Origin of the sequence: Kineococcus haloalkalitolerans (assembly GCF_050871905.1) — a bacterium.
In the GTDB taxonomy this organism is placed as follows: domain Bacteria; phylum Actinomycetota; class Actinomycetes; order Actinomycetales; family Kineococcaceae; genus Kineococcus.
This window is the reverse complement of the sequence record NZ_JBJLSH010000001.1, coordinates 129,245-142,707: the sequence shown is the minus strand read 5'-3', so window position 1 is coordinate 142,707 and position 13,463 is coordinate 129,245. Positions and strand designations below refer to the sequence as shown.

Here is a 13,463-nt window from a genome sequence, read left to right as displayed (position 1 = left end):
AACCGCTCCGAGCCGGGCCCCGCACCGCCACGGAGGGGGAGCCCCATGACGTCGGCCGCGCGCACGTTCGCCACGATCTCCTCTCCCGCCCGACCCACCGGGAACCCCGTCCGCCTGGAACGGGCCGTCGTGCTGGGCGGCAGCGTCGCGGGTCTGCTCGCCGCCCGGGTGCTGGCCGAGCACGCCGAGCGCGTGGTCGTCGTCGAGCGCGACCCGCTGGACACCGGCCCGGTCGCGCGGCGCGGCGTGCCGCAGGGCCGGCAGGTGCACGCCCTGCTGCGCGGTGGCGCGCAGCAGCTGGAGCGGTGGTTCCCCGGTTTCGCCGACCGCGCCGTCGCGGCCGGCGCCCAGCGCGTCCTGCCCGCGCAGCAGGCGCTCTACACCGACGGCGTCGGCAAGCCCGGTGTCTCGCAGGTGCTGTGCGCGACCCGGCCCTTCCTGGAGCACCAGGTGCGCGAGCTCGTGCGGGACCTGCCGAACGTGCAGTTCCGCACCGGGCGCGCCACCGGGCTGGAGGTCTCCGGCGGTGCGGTGCGCGCGGTGCGCGGGAAGTCCGGCGGCGTGGGGTTCCGCGAGGCGGGTGACCTGGTCGTCGACGCGAGCGGGCGCGCCAGCCGCGTCCCCGACCAGCTCGCCGCGGCCGGGTGGGACGCGCCGCCGCTGACGCGGCAGGCCACCGGCATCGACTACGCCACCGCGCTGTTCCGGCGTCCACCCGGCGAGCACGCGGTGGGCCTGGCGGCGGCGCTCGTGAGCCCCGGGACCGGCAGCGACGTGAGCAGCGCCGCGTTCACCCCGGTGGAGGGGGACCGGTGGATCCTGGTCCTGGCCGGCTACGGCACCCGCCCCGGCAGCACCGCCGAGGACCTCGTCCGGCTCTGCCGCCGGGAGCTCCCCGCGCCGTTCGGGCGGGTAGCGTCGAACGAGCTGCTCGGCGACGTCGTCACCCACCACCAGGGCGACAGTCGACGCCGGGACTGGACCGCGGCCGCCCGCCTGCCCGCGCGGCTGCTGGCCGTGGGCGACGCGGTGTCCTCCTTCAACCCGGTGTACGGGCAGGGGATGTCCTCGGCGGCCCTGCACGCGTCCTGCCTGTCGATGTTCCTGCGCTCCGGTGCCGACCTGGACGCCCCGGCCCGCCGCTTCTTCGAGCTGCAGCGGGTGGTGGTGGACGCGGCGTGGTCGGTGTCCACCGGCGGCGACCGCGCCCGCACCGGCGTCCGGCCGCGTGGCCCGGAACGCGTGGCCGCCGGGCTGCTCGGTCTCGTCGTGGACGCGACCGTCGTCGACCCCGTGGTGGCGCGCGTCCTCGACGACGTCACGCAGATGCTCGAGCACCCCGCCAGGCTGCTGGCGCCGGGCGTCCTGTGGCGGTCGCTGCGGGCGCGGCGCCTGCCCCGCCCCGGGCCCACCCCGCCGGTGGAACCCGGAGTTCCCGAAGGTCCCAGGAGCACCGCCGTCCCGGCCGCGGCGGGCGACGCGGAACCCTGAGGTGCGCGTCCCGCGTCCCACCGCCCCCGCGACGGGGCCCGGTTCAGGCCACGCGGAACACCGGCCACCCGATCTCGGTGCGCCAGGCGGCCGGATCGCTCGTGTCCCGCGGTCCGACGAGGTAGACCTCCCGCACCGGCCCCGCCACCGACATCGCGTTCCGCACGACCCAGGTGCCGAGCTGCCCGTAGGTGACCTCGACGCCGTCGTGCTCGCCGACGTGGACGGTCACCGCGAGCTCCGCGGCCGGCAGGGTCGCGGCGTGCACCCGTCCGGTGCGCGGCGGGTCGGCCGTCGGCAGGTGGACCAGCGCACGGCCGCGGCCCTCCTCGAACAGCGCGTCGTCGTAGGTGCCACCCAGCGGCCCGCTGGCGCGGTCACCCACGGCCGCCTCCAGCTCGGCCACCGCGCCGGCGAACCACGCCTCGACGTCGCCGTGGGCGATGACGGCCTCCACCGCCGCGACCGTGCGGGCGGGTTCGGCGCGCAGCTCGACCTCGATCGGCGCGGGGTCGGGCCGGAGCAGCCGGCGCAGCGAGGTGACCGCGGTCCGGGTGCGGTCCAGCTGCTCCTCCAGGCGCTGCAGGTGATCCGCGACCAGGGCCGAGCGGACACCGGGGTCCGGCGTCCGCAGGATGCGCTGGACGTCGCCCAGGGGGACGTCGAGCTCGCGCAGGCGGTGGATGACCTGGGCGGTCGGGATCTGCTCGACGGCGTAGTAGCGGTAACCGGTGGCCTCGTCCACCACGGCCGGCTCCAGCAGGGCGCCCTCGTGGTAGCGGCGCAGGGTCCGCACGCTCAGGTGCGTCAGCCGCGAGAACTCCCCGATGGTCAGCACCCGGTCAGTCTGACGTCTCCCCCGGGGGGAGGGTCCAGAGCTTGACCCTCCGCCCGCACGAGGCCGCACGGTTCCCCCATGACACCCACCGACACCGGGTCCGGCACCCTCCCGACCACCGTCCGCGACTTCCTCGCCGCCAGCACCGTCCACGACGCCGACGCGGCCACCGCGCTCCTCACCGACGACGTCGTGGTCGTGGACCAGGGCGAGACCTTCCGCGGCCGTGACGCGGTGCACGCCTTCGTGCGCGACGCCGGCGCCGAGTTCGAGTACACGACCGAGCCGACCGCCGTCCACCGCGTGGACGAGGATCACTGGGTGGTGACCCTGCGGCTCGAAGGCACCTTCCCGGGCGGTACCGCCGACCTCGACCACCGGTTCACCCTGCGCGGCGGCTTCGTGGCCGAGCTCGTCATCGCGAACCACGGGGCGGCGTGATGGGCACCGACGAGAAGGACCGCCTCGACGGCCGGCGCGCGCTGGTGACGGGTGGGTCGAAGGGCACCGGGCGGGCCGTCGTCGCCCGCCTGCGGGAGATGGGCGCGGACGTGTGGACCACGGCCCGCACGATGCCCGAGGGGTACGACCGCCCCGACCGGTTCATCGCGGCGGACACCTCGACCGTCGAGGGCGTGCAGCTCGTGGCGGACCGCACCACCGGAGCCGTCGGCGCGCTCGACGTCCTCGTGCACGTCGTCGGTGGCGCCTCGACGCCGGCCGGCGGGTTCGCGGTCATCACCGAGGAGCAGTGGCTGACCGAGATCAACCTGAACCTCCTGGGCGCGGTGCGCCTGGACCGGGCGCTGCTGCCGGCGATGGTGGAGGCGGGCTCGGGCGTGGTGCTGCACTTCACCTCGATCCAGCGCGAGCAGCCCCTGTACGACGCGTCCCTGGCGTACGCGGCGGCCAAGGCGGCGCTGCGCACCTACAGCAAGGGACTGGCCAACGAACTCGCTCCCCGCGGGGTGCGCGTCAACGCCGTCAGCCCCGGCGGGATCCAGACCGAGGCCTACGAGCGGTTCGTCGACCGGATCGCCGGAGGCAACGGGCTCAGCCGCGAGGCCGCCGAGCAGAGCGTCTTCGACTCCCTCGGAGGAGTTCCGCTGGGACGGTTCGCGCAGCCGGAGGAGGTCGCCGACCTCGTCGGGTTCCTCGTCTCCGACCGTGCCAGCGCGATCGTGGGCGCCGAGTACGTCATCGACGGCGGCACGGTCCCGACCGTCTGAGCCGACGACGGGGCGGCGCCGGGACCGTCGTCGCCGCCCCGGTCGAGCGAGGCAGCGGCCGCACCTCACGAGCGGTCGCAACACGCCGGGGACCGGGAGCTCGAGCTCCCACCCGCCGGGGCCGGCGGGTGTCCCCGTCAGGGACCCGGCAGCAGCACCGTCACCCCGGCCGCGGCGGCGGAACCCACCTCGGCCAGCGCGCGCGGCCCGTCGGCCAGCGGCAGTTCCCGCGTCACCAGCTCCGCCAGCGGGAACGCCCCGCCGTCGACCAGTTCCAGCAGCCGCGGGTAGTCGTGGGCGGCCATCCCGTGGCTGCCCAGCACCCGCAGCTCGAACGCGACGACGCGGTCCATCGGCACCAGCGGGCGCCCGGACGCGGCGGGCAGCAACCCCACCTGCACGTGCCGCCCGCGCCGGCGCAGCGACCGCACCGACGCCTCGCACGTGGCGGCCAGACCCACCGCGTCCAGGGAGGCGTGCGCGCCGCCGCCGGTCAGGTCGGTGACGGCCTCCACCACGTCCACGGCGGTCGGGTCCACGACGTGGGCGGCGCCGAAGCGGCGGGCCAGCTCCCGCGCCGCCGGCGAGGGGTCGCTGGCCACCACGCGCGCCCCGCACGAAGCCGCCACCGCGACGGCGGACAGGCCCACCCCGCCGCAGCCGTGCACGGCGACGGTCTCCCCGGCGCGCACCCGCGCGACGTCCACGACGGCGCGGAACGCCGTCGCCACCCGGCAGCCGAGCGCCGCGGCCGCCGCGGCGGGGCGCTCCCCGAGGGCGACGAGGTTCGTGTCGGCGTGGTCCAGCGCCACGAGCTCCGCGAACGAGCCCCACCCGGTGAACCCCGGCTGGGTCTGCTCGCGGCACACCTGCTGCTGCCCGGCCGCGCACTCCGGGCACGTCCCGCACGCGGTGACGAACGGCGTCGTCACCCGGTCCCCGGCCCGCCAGCGGCGCACGTCGCGCCCGACGGCGACGACGCGACCGGCCAGCTCGTGCCCGGGCACGTGCGGCAGGACGACGTCCTCGTCGTGGCCCTGCCAGGCGTGCCAGTCGCTGCGGCACACCCCGGTCGCCTCGACGGCGACGACCACGCCGTGCGGGGCGGGGGAGGGGTCGGGGACCTCGGTCACGCGGGCCGGCGCGCCGAAGCCCTCGACGAGGACCGCGCGCACGTCAGGCGCGGGGTGCGTCGAGGACGTCCACCAGCGCGGCCGCGTCGCCCGTGTACGCGCCGGGGGTCAGGTCCGCCAGGCGCGCGGCCTCGTCGGCGGGCAGCCCGAGGCCGGCGACGAACTCGCGCAGCTTGGCCTGGTCGACCTTGCGGCCGCGGGTGAGCTCCTTGAGCCGCTCGTACGGTTCGGGCAGCCCGTGCACGCGCATCACCGACTGCACGGCCTCGCCGAGCACCTCCCACGTGGCGTCCAGGTCGGCGGCCAGCGCCTGCGGCACCGCGTCCAGCCCGGCCAGGCCCTTGCGGGCGTTCTCCAGCGCCAGCAGCGAGTGTCCGAACGCGACACCGATGTTGCGCTGCATCGAGGAGTCCGTCAGGTCGCGCTGCAGGCGCGAGGTCGTCAGCGTCTCCTCCAGCACGCGGAACAGGCCGCCGGAGACCTCCAGGTTCGCCTCGGCGTTCTCGAACCGGATGGGGTTCACCTTGTGCGGCATCGTCGAGGACCCCACGGTGCCCTGCCCGCGCACCTGCGCGAAGTACCCGTAGGAGATGTACGTCCAGACGTCCGTGCACAGGTTGTGCAGCACGCGGCCGTAGCGGGCGACGTCGGCGTACAGCTCCGCCTGCCAGTCGTGCGACTCGATCTGCGTCGTCAGCGGGTTCCACGTCAGGCCGAGGGAGGTGACGAACTCCCGCGAGACCGCCGGCCAGTCGGTGCCGGGGACGGCGGCGCGGTGCGCGGCGTAGGTGCCGGTGGCGCCGTTGAACTTGCCCAGGTACTCCGCGCGCGCCACCCGGTCCAGCTGGCGGCGCAGGCGGTGCGCGAGGACCGCCAGCTCCTTGCCGAGCGTGGTGGGGGTGGCCGGCTGGCCGTGGGTGCGCGCCAGCATCGGCAGGTCGCGCAGCTCGTGCGCCATCCGCGCCACGTCGTCGGCCAGGGCGGTCGCCGCGGGCAGCCACACCAGGCGCACGGCGTCGCGCACCATCAGCGCGTAGGAGAGGTTGTTGACGTCCTCGCTGGTGCAGAACAGGTGCGTCAGCTCGGCGACGTCGGCCAGCGACGTGCCCTCCAGCCGCCGCTTCACCCAGTACTCCACGGCCTTGACGTCGTGCACGGTGACGCGCTCGATCTCGGCGAGCTCGGCCACGGCCGCGGCGTCGAACGCCAGCGGCAACCCGCGCAGGAACGCCACCTCGTCGCCCGTCAGGCGCCGCACGCCCGGCACGACGTCGTGGGTGCCCAGGTGCACGAGCCACTCGACCTCGACGTGCACGCGGCGGCGGTTCAGCGCCGCCTCGGACAGGTGCTCGGCCAGCGGGGCGACGGAGCGCCGGTAGCGGCCGTCGAGGGGGCCGAGGGCGGGTTCGCCGAGGTCGGCGGGCCGCGGGTCGGTCGGGACGTCGGCGGTGGTGGGCTCCGTCACGCGCGTCATGGTCCCACGCGGGCCGGGCCGCCCCCGCCGCCCGTCCGGGCCGCCCGGGCCCTGCTCAGGCCTTGTCGACCGAGGACTCCTTGTGCGCGGCCCGCTTGCCGGACTTGTCGCTCTCCACCACGACCTGCGGGTCGTCGTCGGAGGCCCGGCGCTGCTTGCCGTCCAGCTCGAAGTCGTCGGTCTCGCGGTCGACGACCTCTCCCCCGGTCTTCCCCCGGGAGGTGTTCCACTCGACGTGGTCGCCCTTCTTCACCATGGGCCCACCCTGGCGCCGCCCGCCCCGGTGCGCACCCCGGCGCGGGCGGGCCTCACGGCAGCGGCACCCGCCGCAGGACCGCCTCGCCGGCGCGCGCCGCGTCCAGCGGGACGGCCGAGCGCACCGTCGCCGCCCCGCGCGACAGGCGCCCGCTCGTCAGCGGCGTGCAGCGCAGCCCACCGCGCCCGCGCAGCGCCCGGTGCGCTCCGGGGGCGACCACCCGGTCCATCCACGCGCACGGGTTCGCGGGCCGCCCGCCGTGGAACAGCACCGACCCGGCCGCCGTCTCGAGCAGGAACTCGGTGCCCCGCAGCGGGTCCAGCTCCAGCCCGCGCACGACGAGGTTGCGCCGCGCCAGCAGCGGGTCGGGCACGGCACCCAGCCGCAGGTCGGCGGCGACCGCCTCCCACGCCTCCACCGCCAGGAACGTGACCGCGGCGTCCATGTGCGCGGCCTTGCCGAAGAACCGGTCCCCGACGATCCCCTTGCGCGCCACCACCTCCACCTCGTCGGCGTCGGTGGTCGGCACGTCGGCGGCCCCGTCGCGGGGGCGACCGAAGTAGGCGTGCTCGGGCGAGACGAGCAGGTGCAGCAGCTCCACCCGCGCCGCGTGCGGCAGCCCGGTGGCGGCGGGGGCGCCGGCCGGGTCGCTCACAGCGCCGCGCAGGCGCTCGCCGCGCGCACCGCCTGCGCCGCGTACCCGCCGCCGAACAGGACGGTGTGCACCAGCAGCGGGTGCAGCTGGTGCAGCGGCACCCGCTCGCGCCACCCGCCCGGCGTGCCGGCGGCCTCCGCGTGGGCGGCCAGGACGCGGTCCAGGTGCGGGGCGCCGAACAGCGCCAGCATCGCCAGGTCCGTCTCCGGGTGCCCGCCGTGCGCGGCCGGGTCGATGAGCACCGCGCCGTCCGCGGACCACAGCACGTTGCCGGACCAGAGGTCCCCGTGCAGCCGCGCGGGTCGCTCGCCGCCGGCGACGAGGGCCTCGTCGCCGTCCTCCAGCCGCGCGCACACCCGCTCCACGACGGCGACGTCGTCGGCGTCCAGGGTGCCCGCGTCGCGGGCGGCGCGCAGGTACGGCTGCAGGCGGTGCCGGGCGTAGAAGGCGCCCCAGGGCAGGTCCTCGCCCTCGCGGGTCATCGGCAGCCGCAGCGCGGCGATCCACGCGTCGCCCTCCACCCCGGGCGGGGGCGCGCCGAAGCGGGGGGCGCCGGCGGCGTGCGTGCGGGCCAGGTCGCGCCCGAAGCGCTCGGCGGCGGCCGGGGTGGCCCGCGTCTCGACGACCCGGTCCAGGACGAGCTCGTCCTCGTCCACCGCGTGCACCCGCACCACGGCCGCGCCGCCCGCGGCGGCCAGCCAGCGCAGCCCGGCGGCCTCGGCGGCCAGCGCGCCCGGGGTGCGGTGGGCGGCGGGCAGCCGCTTGACGTGCAGGTCGGGGCTGGCGCTCACGGCGCCCATGCTGCCCGGCGCCGCGCGGCCGCGCCGCCGGACCCACAGGCCGCCGACGGTCCCGCCCGTCCACAGCCCGCTGCCCGCGGGCCCGCCGCGGGGCCGGCCCGCTGCCTAGCGTCCCGCGGGTGTCGGGGCGAGGACGGGGTGCGGGCGGATGACGGGCGTGACGGGCGTGGACGTGGCGGCGGGTGCCGGGGCGGGGCTGCGGGTCGAGCTGGCCGAGGAGGTGCGGGCGCTGGCCGTGCGCGCCGACCACGGAGCCCACCGCGCCGACGTCGTGGCGCAGCGGCTGCGGGCGCTCGCCGCGGACGGCGGCGCCGGGTGGCAGGGGCGGGCCGCGGCCGCCTTCGCCGGGCGGGCCGCGGAGCGGGAGACCGCGGCGCGCGCTCTCGCGCGGGCGTGGCAGGACGTCGCGACGGCCGCGCGCGCCCACGCCGCCGCGGTGGGGACCGGCGCGTGAGCGCGGGCCGCGCCGGTGCGCTGCACGTCAGCACCGGCGGCCCGGCGGCCGTGGACCCCGCGCTGCTGGAGGGGACGGCGGCCGCGCTGGGCGCGGCGGCCGAGGAGCTGGTGCTGCTGGCCGCCGACGCGGTCCGCTGGGCGGCCTCGCCGCAGCTGCTCGTCAGCGCCCCCGCGGCGCCCGCCTCGGCGTGGGTCCTGGCCGCGGCGGTGCACGACCTGCTGCTCGGCCCGCGCAGCGCCCCCGCGGCCGCCGCGGAGACGCTCGCGCTGGCCGGCCGGCTGCGCCTGGCGGCGCTGCGCTACCGCGTCGGGGAGGAGGCCGCCGGGGCCGCCGTGGCGGCCGCCCGGCGCGCCACCGCCGGGCTGGTCGTCGAGGCGGCGCCGGGCCTGGCGGTCGGGGCCGCCGCCGTCGTGGCCGCCGACGCCCTGCGCCGGGTGGACGTGGTCACCGGCGCGGTCGCGGCCGAGGCCGTGCGCCAGGCGCGGGCGGGCGCCCTGGACCCGGCCGGCCTGGAGCGCCTCGCCGTGGACACCGCCCGCGAGCAGCTGGCCGACGCCGAGCACGACGCGCGCGCCCTGGCCGTCGACGTGTTCGCCGCCCACCCCGGGCTCACCCGCGAGGTGGTCGCGCTGACGCCGCACCTGGTCGCCGCCGCGGAGCAGCGCCAGCCGCTGCTGGGCGCGGCCGCGCAGGTGCTGGCGCCCGGCGCGGACGACGACGTCGCGGGGGTGGCCGGCGCCGTCGTCGCGGCCGGCGGGCTGGCCGGGGCCCTGGGCGGCGGCCGCCGCACCGACGCCGTCGCCGTCCGCCCGGTGGCCGGGCGCGCGGCACCCGTGCGGCCCGCGGCCGGGCTGGCGGAGCTGCTCGACGGGGTGGCGCAGCAGTCGACGGGCTGGCCGCCGGGCCGGGAGAGCCTGGGCGGGCGGGTGCCGGGGGCGACGACCCCGCCGCCGGGGTCCCTGCGGGTCGAGCGCGTCACCGGCGCGGGCGGGGAGGTGGCGTGGGCCGTGGCGGTGCCGGGCACCCAGGAGTGGGGCCCCGTGCCCGGGGCCAACCCGATGGACCTGACGACGAACGTGCGCGCGGTGGCCGGGCAGGACACCGCCACCGCGGGCGCCGTCGTGCAGGCCCTGCGGGCCGCCGGGGCCGCGCCGGGGGAGCCGGTGCTGCTGGCCGGGCACAGCCAGGGAGGGCTGACGGTCTCCGCCGTCGCCGCCGACCCGGCCGTGCGGCGGGAGTTCACGATCACCCACGTCGTCACCGCCGGCGCACCCACCGACACCACCGCCGTCCCGGCGGACGTGCGGGTCCTGTCGCTGGAGCACGTCGACGACGTCGTGCCCGCCCTCGACGGCGCCGACGCGCCGGCGTCGGACAGCCGCACGGTCGTGCGCCGCGACACCGGCGCGTCCGGCGGCCCGGACCCGCTGGCGGCGCACGCCTCCTCCGCCTACGTGGCCACGGCGGCGCTCGCCGACCGCAGCGACGACCCCGCGCTGGTCGCGTTCCGGGACTCCGCGGCGCTGTTCTGGGACCGCCCCGGCGCCCGCGTGCAGGTCTTCGACTACACCGCCGAGCGGCTGCCGCGAGCGGCCGCACCGTGAGCGGCCGCGGCCCGCAGCACCGGGCCCCAGCGCTCGGCGTACGCCTCCAGGGCGGGCGAGCCCGCGCCCTCCGTGTCGAGCAGGTACAGCCCCGGCGCGGGCAGCGCGGCGCCCAGCTCGGCCAGGACCGGCTTGAGCAGCAGGTCCGCGGCCAGCGCGTGCGCGGGGCCCGCGCCGAGCATCAGCGGCACCGCGGTCACGTCGCGCAGCCCCTCCCCGCCGGCGAAGCGGTCCAGGAACAGCTTCAGCAGACCCGTGTAGGTGGCCTTGTAGGTGGGGCTGGCCACCACGAGCAGGTCCAGCGCGCCGACCTGCTCGACGGCGCGCCCGACGGCCTCGTCGCCCCAGCTGAGCAGCCCCGGGCCGAGGGTGGTCACGTCCACCACGAGGTCGGGCGCGCGCCCGGACAGCAGCTCCACCGCCCGCACGGCCGCGGCCAGCGTCCGCGAGGCCGGCTTCGGGTTGCCGACCACCACACCCGTGCGCAGCGCGGGCGGTCCCTGTCCGCCGGCCGCGCTCACGCGCCCACCCGCGGCTGCAGCGCCCGGAACCCGCTGCCGTGCCACACCAGCGGCTCCAGGTCGGCGTCCGTGGCCATCTTGTGCACCTGCAGCAGGACGACGTCGTGGTCGCCGGCGGGGAACTGCGAGTGGACGCTGCACTCCAGCCACACCGGCGCCCCGTCGACGAACAGGGACCCCTCCGGGGTGGTCGTCGTCGCGATCCCCGCGAACCGGTCGCCCGCCTTGGACGCCATCTGCCGCGCGGCCGTGTCGTGGGCCTCCCCGAGCACCGAGACCCCGATGCGCGGCACCGCCGCCAGCTTCGGCCAGCTCGTCGAGGTGTGCTGCACGGCCACGAGGACCAGCGGCGGCTTGGCCGAGATGCCCACCTGGAAGGAGGAGGCGACGAGCACGACGGGAGCGCCGTCCACGACGGCCGACAGCGCCGCCACGCCCGAGGGGAAGAGCGCGAAGGTGGCGAACAGCGCCTTGGGGTCGTCGGAGTAGTCGATGAGCTCAGGCATCAGGTCCGTCCGCGTCTGGAGGGGCAGGCAGGGGCAGGGTCGGCCCGGTACCGGGGAGCGCGGCCGACGGCACGCACCACCGGCACCCGCCCCGTCGGCCCGTGCTGGGCCCATCGTGCACCCCCGCGCCGCTCCCGGCAGCAGACGGGCGGGGCGCTGGCGGGGCGCGGGTGAGCCGCCGGCCGCCGGCCGCCGCGCCCTAGCCTGGGGCCATGCCCAGCACCCCGTCCGCGCCGCGGCTGCGGCCGCACCTGGAGAAGGTCCCCGCCTACGTCGCCGGCAAGCCGGCGCTCGCGCGGGAGGGGCTGCGGGTGTGGAAGCTCTCCTCCAACGAGAACCCCTACCCGCCGCTGCCGAGCGTGGTCAGCGCCGTCGCCGAGGCCGCGGCCGACCTCAACCGCTACCCGGACCCGGCGGCCACGGCGATGCTGGAGGCCGTCGCGCGGCGCTGGGACGTGCCGGCCGAGCAGCTGGTCACCGCCACCGGCAGCGTCCGGCTGCTGGCGCAGCTGGCCGAGACGACGTGCGGCCCCGGCGACGAGGTCGTCTACGCGTGGCGCTCCTTCGAGGCGTACCCCGTCACCGCGGCCCTGGCCGAGGCGACCGCCGTGCAGGTGCCGCTGACCGCCGAGGCCCGGCACGACCTGCCCGCGATGCTCGCGGCGATCACCCCCCGCACGCGCCTGGTGGTGCTGTGCTCGCCCAACAACCCCACCGGCCCGGCGCTGCGCAGCGGTGAGCTGACGGACTTCCTGGACCGCGTGCCCGGGGACGTGCTCGTCGTCCTCGACGAGGCGTACCGCGAGTTCGTCGACGACCCCGACGTGCCGGACGGGGTCGAGCTGTCGCGCCGGTACCCGAACCTCGTCGTGCTGCGCACCTTCTCCAAGGCGTACGGGCTGGCCGGGCTGCGCGTCGGCGTCGCCCTGGCCGACCCGCGGGTGGCCTCGGTGCTGCGCCGCTCCTCCACGCCCTTCGGGGTCTCGGGCGTGGCCCAGGCCGCGGTCGTGGCCTCCCTGCGCCCGGCCGCGGAGGCCGAGCTGATGGAGCGCGTCGCGGCCCTGGCCGCCGAGCGCCGCCGCGTCCTCGGCGGGCTGCGCGCGCAGGGCTGGGACGTGCCGGACGCGCAGGGCAACTTCGTGTGGCTGCCCGTGGGGGAGCGGGCGCTGGAGCTGGCCGACGCCTTCGCGGTGGAGGGCCTCGTGGTGCGCCCCTTCGCCGGCGACGGGATCCGCGTCACCGTCGCCGAGACCGCCGCCAACGACCGGCTGCTGGAGGTCGCCGCCGGCCTGCGCTGAGGCGGGTGCCGCGGCGACGGACCCCGCCCGGCTCCCCGGCTCAGCCCGGCAGCCGCACCGCGGTCCCGGCGGTGGCGCGCCGGCGGCGCTTGTCCTCGTACATCGCCGCGTCCGCGCGGCGCACGAGGTCCTCGGGGTCGACCGGGCCGGTCGCGACCGCGGTGCCGGTGCTCGCGCCGACGCCGCAGGTCCTGCCGGACCCGTCGAGGGCCACGGGCGCGGTCAGCGAGGCTCGCAGCCGCTCCGCGAGCGCCGCGGGCGCCGCGGCCCCGGGCCCGCGCAGCACGACGACGAACTCGTCACCGCCGGTGCGTGCCAGCGCCGCGCCCGGTGGGACGGCGGCCGCCAGGCGCGCGGCGACCTCCACCAGCAGCCGGTCGCCGGCCTGGTGGCCGTGCACGTCGTTGACGAGCTTGAACCCGTCGAGGTCCAGGTAGACGAGGGCGGCCGGCTCCCGCGGGCTCGCGGCCCGGACGGCGGCGCTCAGCGCCTCGCCGGCGCCGCGGCGGTTGAGCAGCCCGGTCAGCGGGTCGTGCAGCGCCGCGTGCAGCAGCTCGTCGTGGCGCCGGCGCTGCTCGACGGCCAGCGCCGCGGCGGCGCGGCGCTCCCGCGCCGCCAGGCGCGTGACGCTCAGCAGCACCGACAGCGACAGTGTCAGGAGCACCAGCGCGGCCAGGTGCGACAGCGCCGGCGGGAGGGTGAGCCACAGCCACCCGGCGTGGACGGCGCCCTCGACGGCGAGGGTGCCGACGACCGTGGTCACCACTCCCGTCGCGGTGGTGCGCGGACCCGGTTCGCGCTGGGCGACGTGCGCGGCCAGGGACGCGGCCAGGAAGGGGTAGACGAAGGGCAGTCCGGTCGAGGCGGCCGCCACGGCCAGCGCGGCTGAGATCAGCACGAGGCGCAGCACCACGCGCCGGTGCGGCGAGCGCCCCGCGACGAGGTCCTGCACGTCGTCGGTGAACAGGACGGTGGCCACGCCCCACACGAGCAGCTGGCTGCCCAGGCTCGCCCGCGGCGCGTCGAGGACACCCGCCAGCCACCACGCGAACAGGACGCACAGCAGGTAGGAGGCGGTGAAGGCGCTCACGCGCAGCGCGCGCCAGCCCGGCGCGCGGGAGGCGCGCAGGACCCGCCGCCACGTCTGGACGCTCACACCCCTCCATCGACCGGTGTGCGCCACGGCTCGACCACTCCTCAC

The 13,463-nt window shown here is 78.0% G+C and carries 15 protein-coding genes; 6 read left to right on the top strand and 9 right to left on the bottom strand.

Annotation, left to right across the window (positions count from 1 at the left end; all coding sequences use genetic code 11):
- The first annotated feature begins 45 nt into the window (after positions 1-45).
- Positions 46-1,491: an FAD-dependent oxidoreductase gene (locus ACRYMY_RS00655; RefSeq protein ID WP_432545325.1), complete on the top strand. Its 1,446-nt coding sequence runs from the start codon at positions 46-48 to the stop codon at positions 1,489-1,491.
- Positions 1,492-1,534: 43 nt separating this feature from the next.
- Here the strand turns inward: ACRYMY_RS00655 and ACRYMY_RS00650 are convergent, their stop codons facing one another.
- A complete protein-coding gene (locus ACRYMY_RS00650; RefSeq protein WP_432545324.1) occupies positions 1,535-2,329 on the bottom strand; it encodes a MerR family transcriptional regulator in 795 nt (264 codons plus the stop codon).
- Between the two features lie 78 nt (positions 2,330-2,407).
- Here ACRYMY_RS00650 and ACRYMY_RS00645 point away from each other — a divergent pair, with 78 nt between their 5' ends.
- Together ACRYMY_RS00645 and ACRYMY_RS00640 are read left to right on the top strand one after the other, a co-directional pair.
- Positions 2,408-2,770 (top strand): nuclear transport factor 2 family protein, encoded by a 363-nt coding sequence (locus ACRYMY_RS00645; RefSeq protein WP_432545323.1) that lies wholly within the window; start codon positions 2,408-2,410, stop codon positions 2,768-2,770.
- Positions 2,770-3,558, top strand: a complete 789-nt coding sequence (locus tag ACRYMY_RS00640) for an SDR family oxidoreductase (RefSeq protein WP_432545322.1) — start codon at positions 2,770-2,772, stop codon at positions 3,556-3,558. Before ACRYMY_RS00645 ends, ACRYMY_RS00640 begins: the two co-directional genes overlap by 1 nt.
- A 137-nt stretch (positions 3,559-3,695) precedes the next feature.
- Here the strand turns inward: ACRYMY_RS00640 and ACRYMY_RS00635 are convergent, their stop codons facing one another.
- Genes ACRYMY_RS00635 through ACRYMY_RS00615 form a run of 5 tightly spaced genes read right to left on the bottom strand, consistent with a single transcriptional unit; the run spans position 3,696 to position 7,876 of the window.
- Positions 3,696-4,733, bottom strand: a complete 1,038-nt coding sequence (locus ACRYMY_RS00635) for a zinc-binding dehydrogenase (protein ID WP_432545321.1) — start codon at positions 4,731-4,733, stop codon at positions 3,696-3,698.
- Between the two features lies 1 nt (position 4,734).
- Entirely contained in the window at positions 4,735-6,165 is a 1,431-nt protein-coding gene (purB, locus tag ACRYMY_RS00630) for an adenylosuccinate lyase (RefSeq protein ID WP_432545320.1), read from the bottom strand.
- A 55-nt stretch (positions 6,166-6,220) separates the two neighbouring features.
- Positions 6,221-6,421, bottom strand: coding sequence for a hypervirulence associated TUDOR domain-containing protein (locus ACRYMY_RS00625; protein ID WP_432545319.1), 201 nt, complete (start codon positions 6,419-6,421; stop codon positions 6,221-6,223).
- 52 nt (positions 6,422-6,473) lie between these two features.
- Positions 6,474-7,076, bottom strand: coding sequence for a molybdenum cofactor biosysynthesis protein (locus tag ACRYMY_RS00620; RefSeq protein WP_432545318.1), 603 nt, complete (start codon positions 7,074-7,076; stop codon positions 6,474-6,476).
- Entirely contained in the window at positions 7,073-7,876 is an 804-nt protein-coding gene (locus ACRYMY_RS00615; protein ID WP_432545317.1) for a fructosamine kinase family protein, read from the bottom strand. The genes ACRYMY_RS00620 and ACRYMY_RS00615 overlap by 4 nt, the downstream gene beginning before the upstream one ends.
- Positions 7,877-8,033: 157 nt before the next feature.
- On the opposite strand from ACRYMY_RS00615, the gene ACRYMY_RS00610 reads away from it, so the two are divergent.
- Together ACRYMY_RS00610 and ACRYMY_RS00605 are read left to right on the top strand one after the other, a co-directional pair.
- Complete coding sequence (locus ACRYMY_RS00610) at positions 8,034-8,330, top strand: hypothetical protein (RefSeq protein WP_432545316.1); 297 nt, start codon at positions 8,034-8,036, stop codon at positions 8,328-8,330.
- Complete coding sequence (locus ACRYMY_RS00605; RefSeq protein ID WP_432545315.1) at positions 8,327-9,937, top strand: hypothetical protein; 1,611 nt, start codon at positions 8,327-8,329, stop codon at positions 9,935-9,937. Before ACRYMY_RS00610 ends, ACRYMY_RS00605 begins: the two co-directional genes overlap by 4 nt.
- Here the strand turns inward: ACRYMY_RS00605 and ACRYMY_RS00600 are convergent.
- Complete coding sequence (locus ACRYMY_RS00600; RefSeq protein ID WP_432545397.1) at positions 9,898-10,425, bottom strand: NADPH-dependent FMN reductase; 528 nt, start codon at positions 10,423-10,425, stop codon at positions 9,898-9,900. The genes ACRYMY_RS00605 and ACRYMY_RS00600 overlap by 40 nt on opposite strands.
- Before the next feature lie 29 nt (positions 10,426-10,454).
- Positions 10,455-10,964 (bottom strand): flavin reductase family protein, encoded by a 510-nt coding sequence (locus ACRYMY_RS00595; protein ID WP_432545314.1) that lies wholly within the window; start codon positions 10,962-10,964, stop codon positions 10,455-10,457.
- Between the two features lie 212 nt (positions 10,965-11,176).
- Here ACRYMY_RS00595 and hisC point away from each other — a divergent pair, with 212 nt between their 5' ends.
- Complete coding sequence (gene hisC / locus ACRYMY_RS00590) at positions 11,177-12,262, top strand: histidinol-phosphate transaminase (protein WP_432545313.1); 1,086 nt, start codon at positions 11,177-11,179, stop codon at positions 12,260-12,262.
- 40 nt (positions 12,263-12,302) lie between these two features.
- Here hisC and ACRYMY_RS00585 read toward each other — a convergent pair whose 3' ends face one another.
- A complete protein-coding gene (locus tag ACRYMY_RS00585) occupies positions 12,303-13,418 on the bottom strand; it encodes a diguanylate cyclase domain-containing protein (RefSeq protein ID WP_432545312.1) in 1,116 nt (371 codons plus the stop codon).
- Positions 13,419-13,463 lie beyond the last annotated feature (45 nt).

Coding starts and splice junctions, on each gene's coding strand:
- ACRYMY_RS00655 (WP_432545325.1), top strand. CDS start 46: ATGACGTCGGCCGCGCGCACGTTCGCCACGATCTCCTCTCCCGCCCGA.
- ACRYMY_RS00645 (WP_432545323.1), top strand. CDS start 2,408: ATGACACCCACCGACACCGGGTCCGGCACCCTCCCGACCACCGTCCGC.
- ACRYMY_RS00640 (WP_432545322.1), top strand. CDS start 2,770: ATGGGCACCGACGAGAAGGACCGCCTCGACGGCCGGCGCGCGCTGGTG.
- purB (WP_432545320.1), bottom strand. CDS start 6,165: ATGACGCGCGTGACGGAGCCCACCACCGCCGACGTCCCGACCGACCCG.
- ACRYMY_RS00625 (WP_432545319.1), bottom strand. CDS start 6,421: ATGGTGAAGAAGGGCGACCACGTCGAGTGGAACACCTCCCGGGGGAAG.
- ACRYMY_RS00615 (WP_432545317.1), bottom strand. CDS start 7,876: ATGGGCGCCGTGAGCGCCAGCCCCGACCTGCACGTCAAGCGGCTGCCC.
- ACRYMY_RS00595 (WP_432545314.1), bottom strand. CDS start 10,964: ATGCCTGAGCTCATCGACTACTCCGACGACCCCAAGGCGCTGTTCGCC.
- hisC (WP_432545313.1), top strand. CDS start 11,177: ATGCCCAGCACCCCGTCCGCGCCGCGGCTGCGGCCGCACCTGGAGAAG.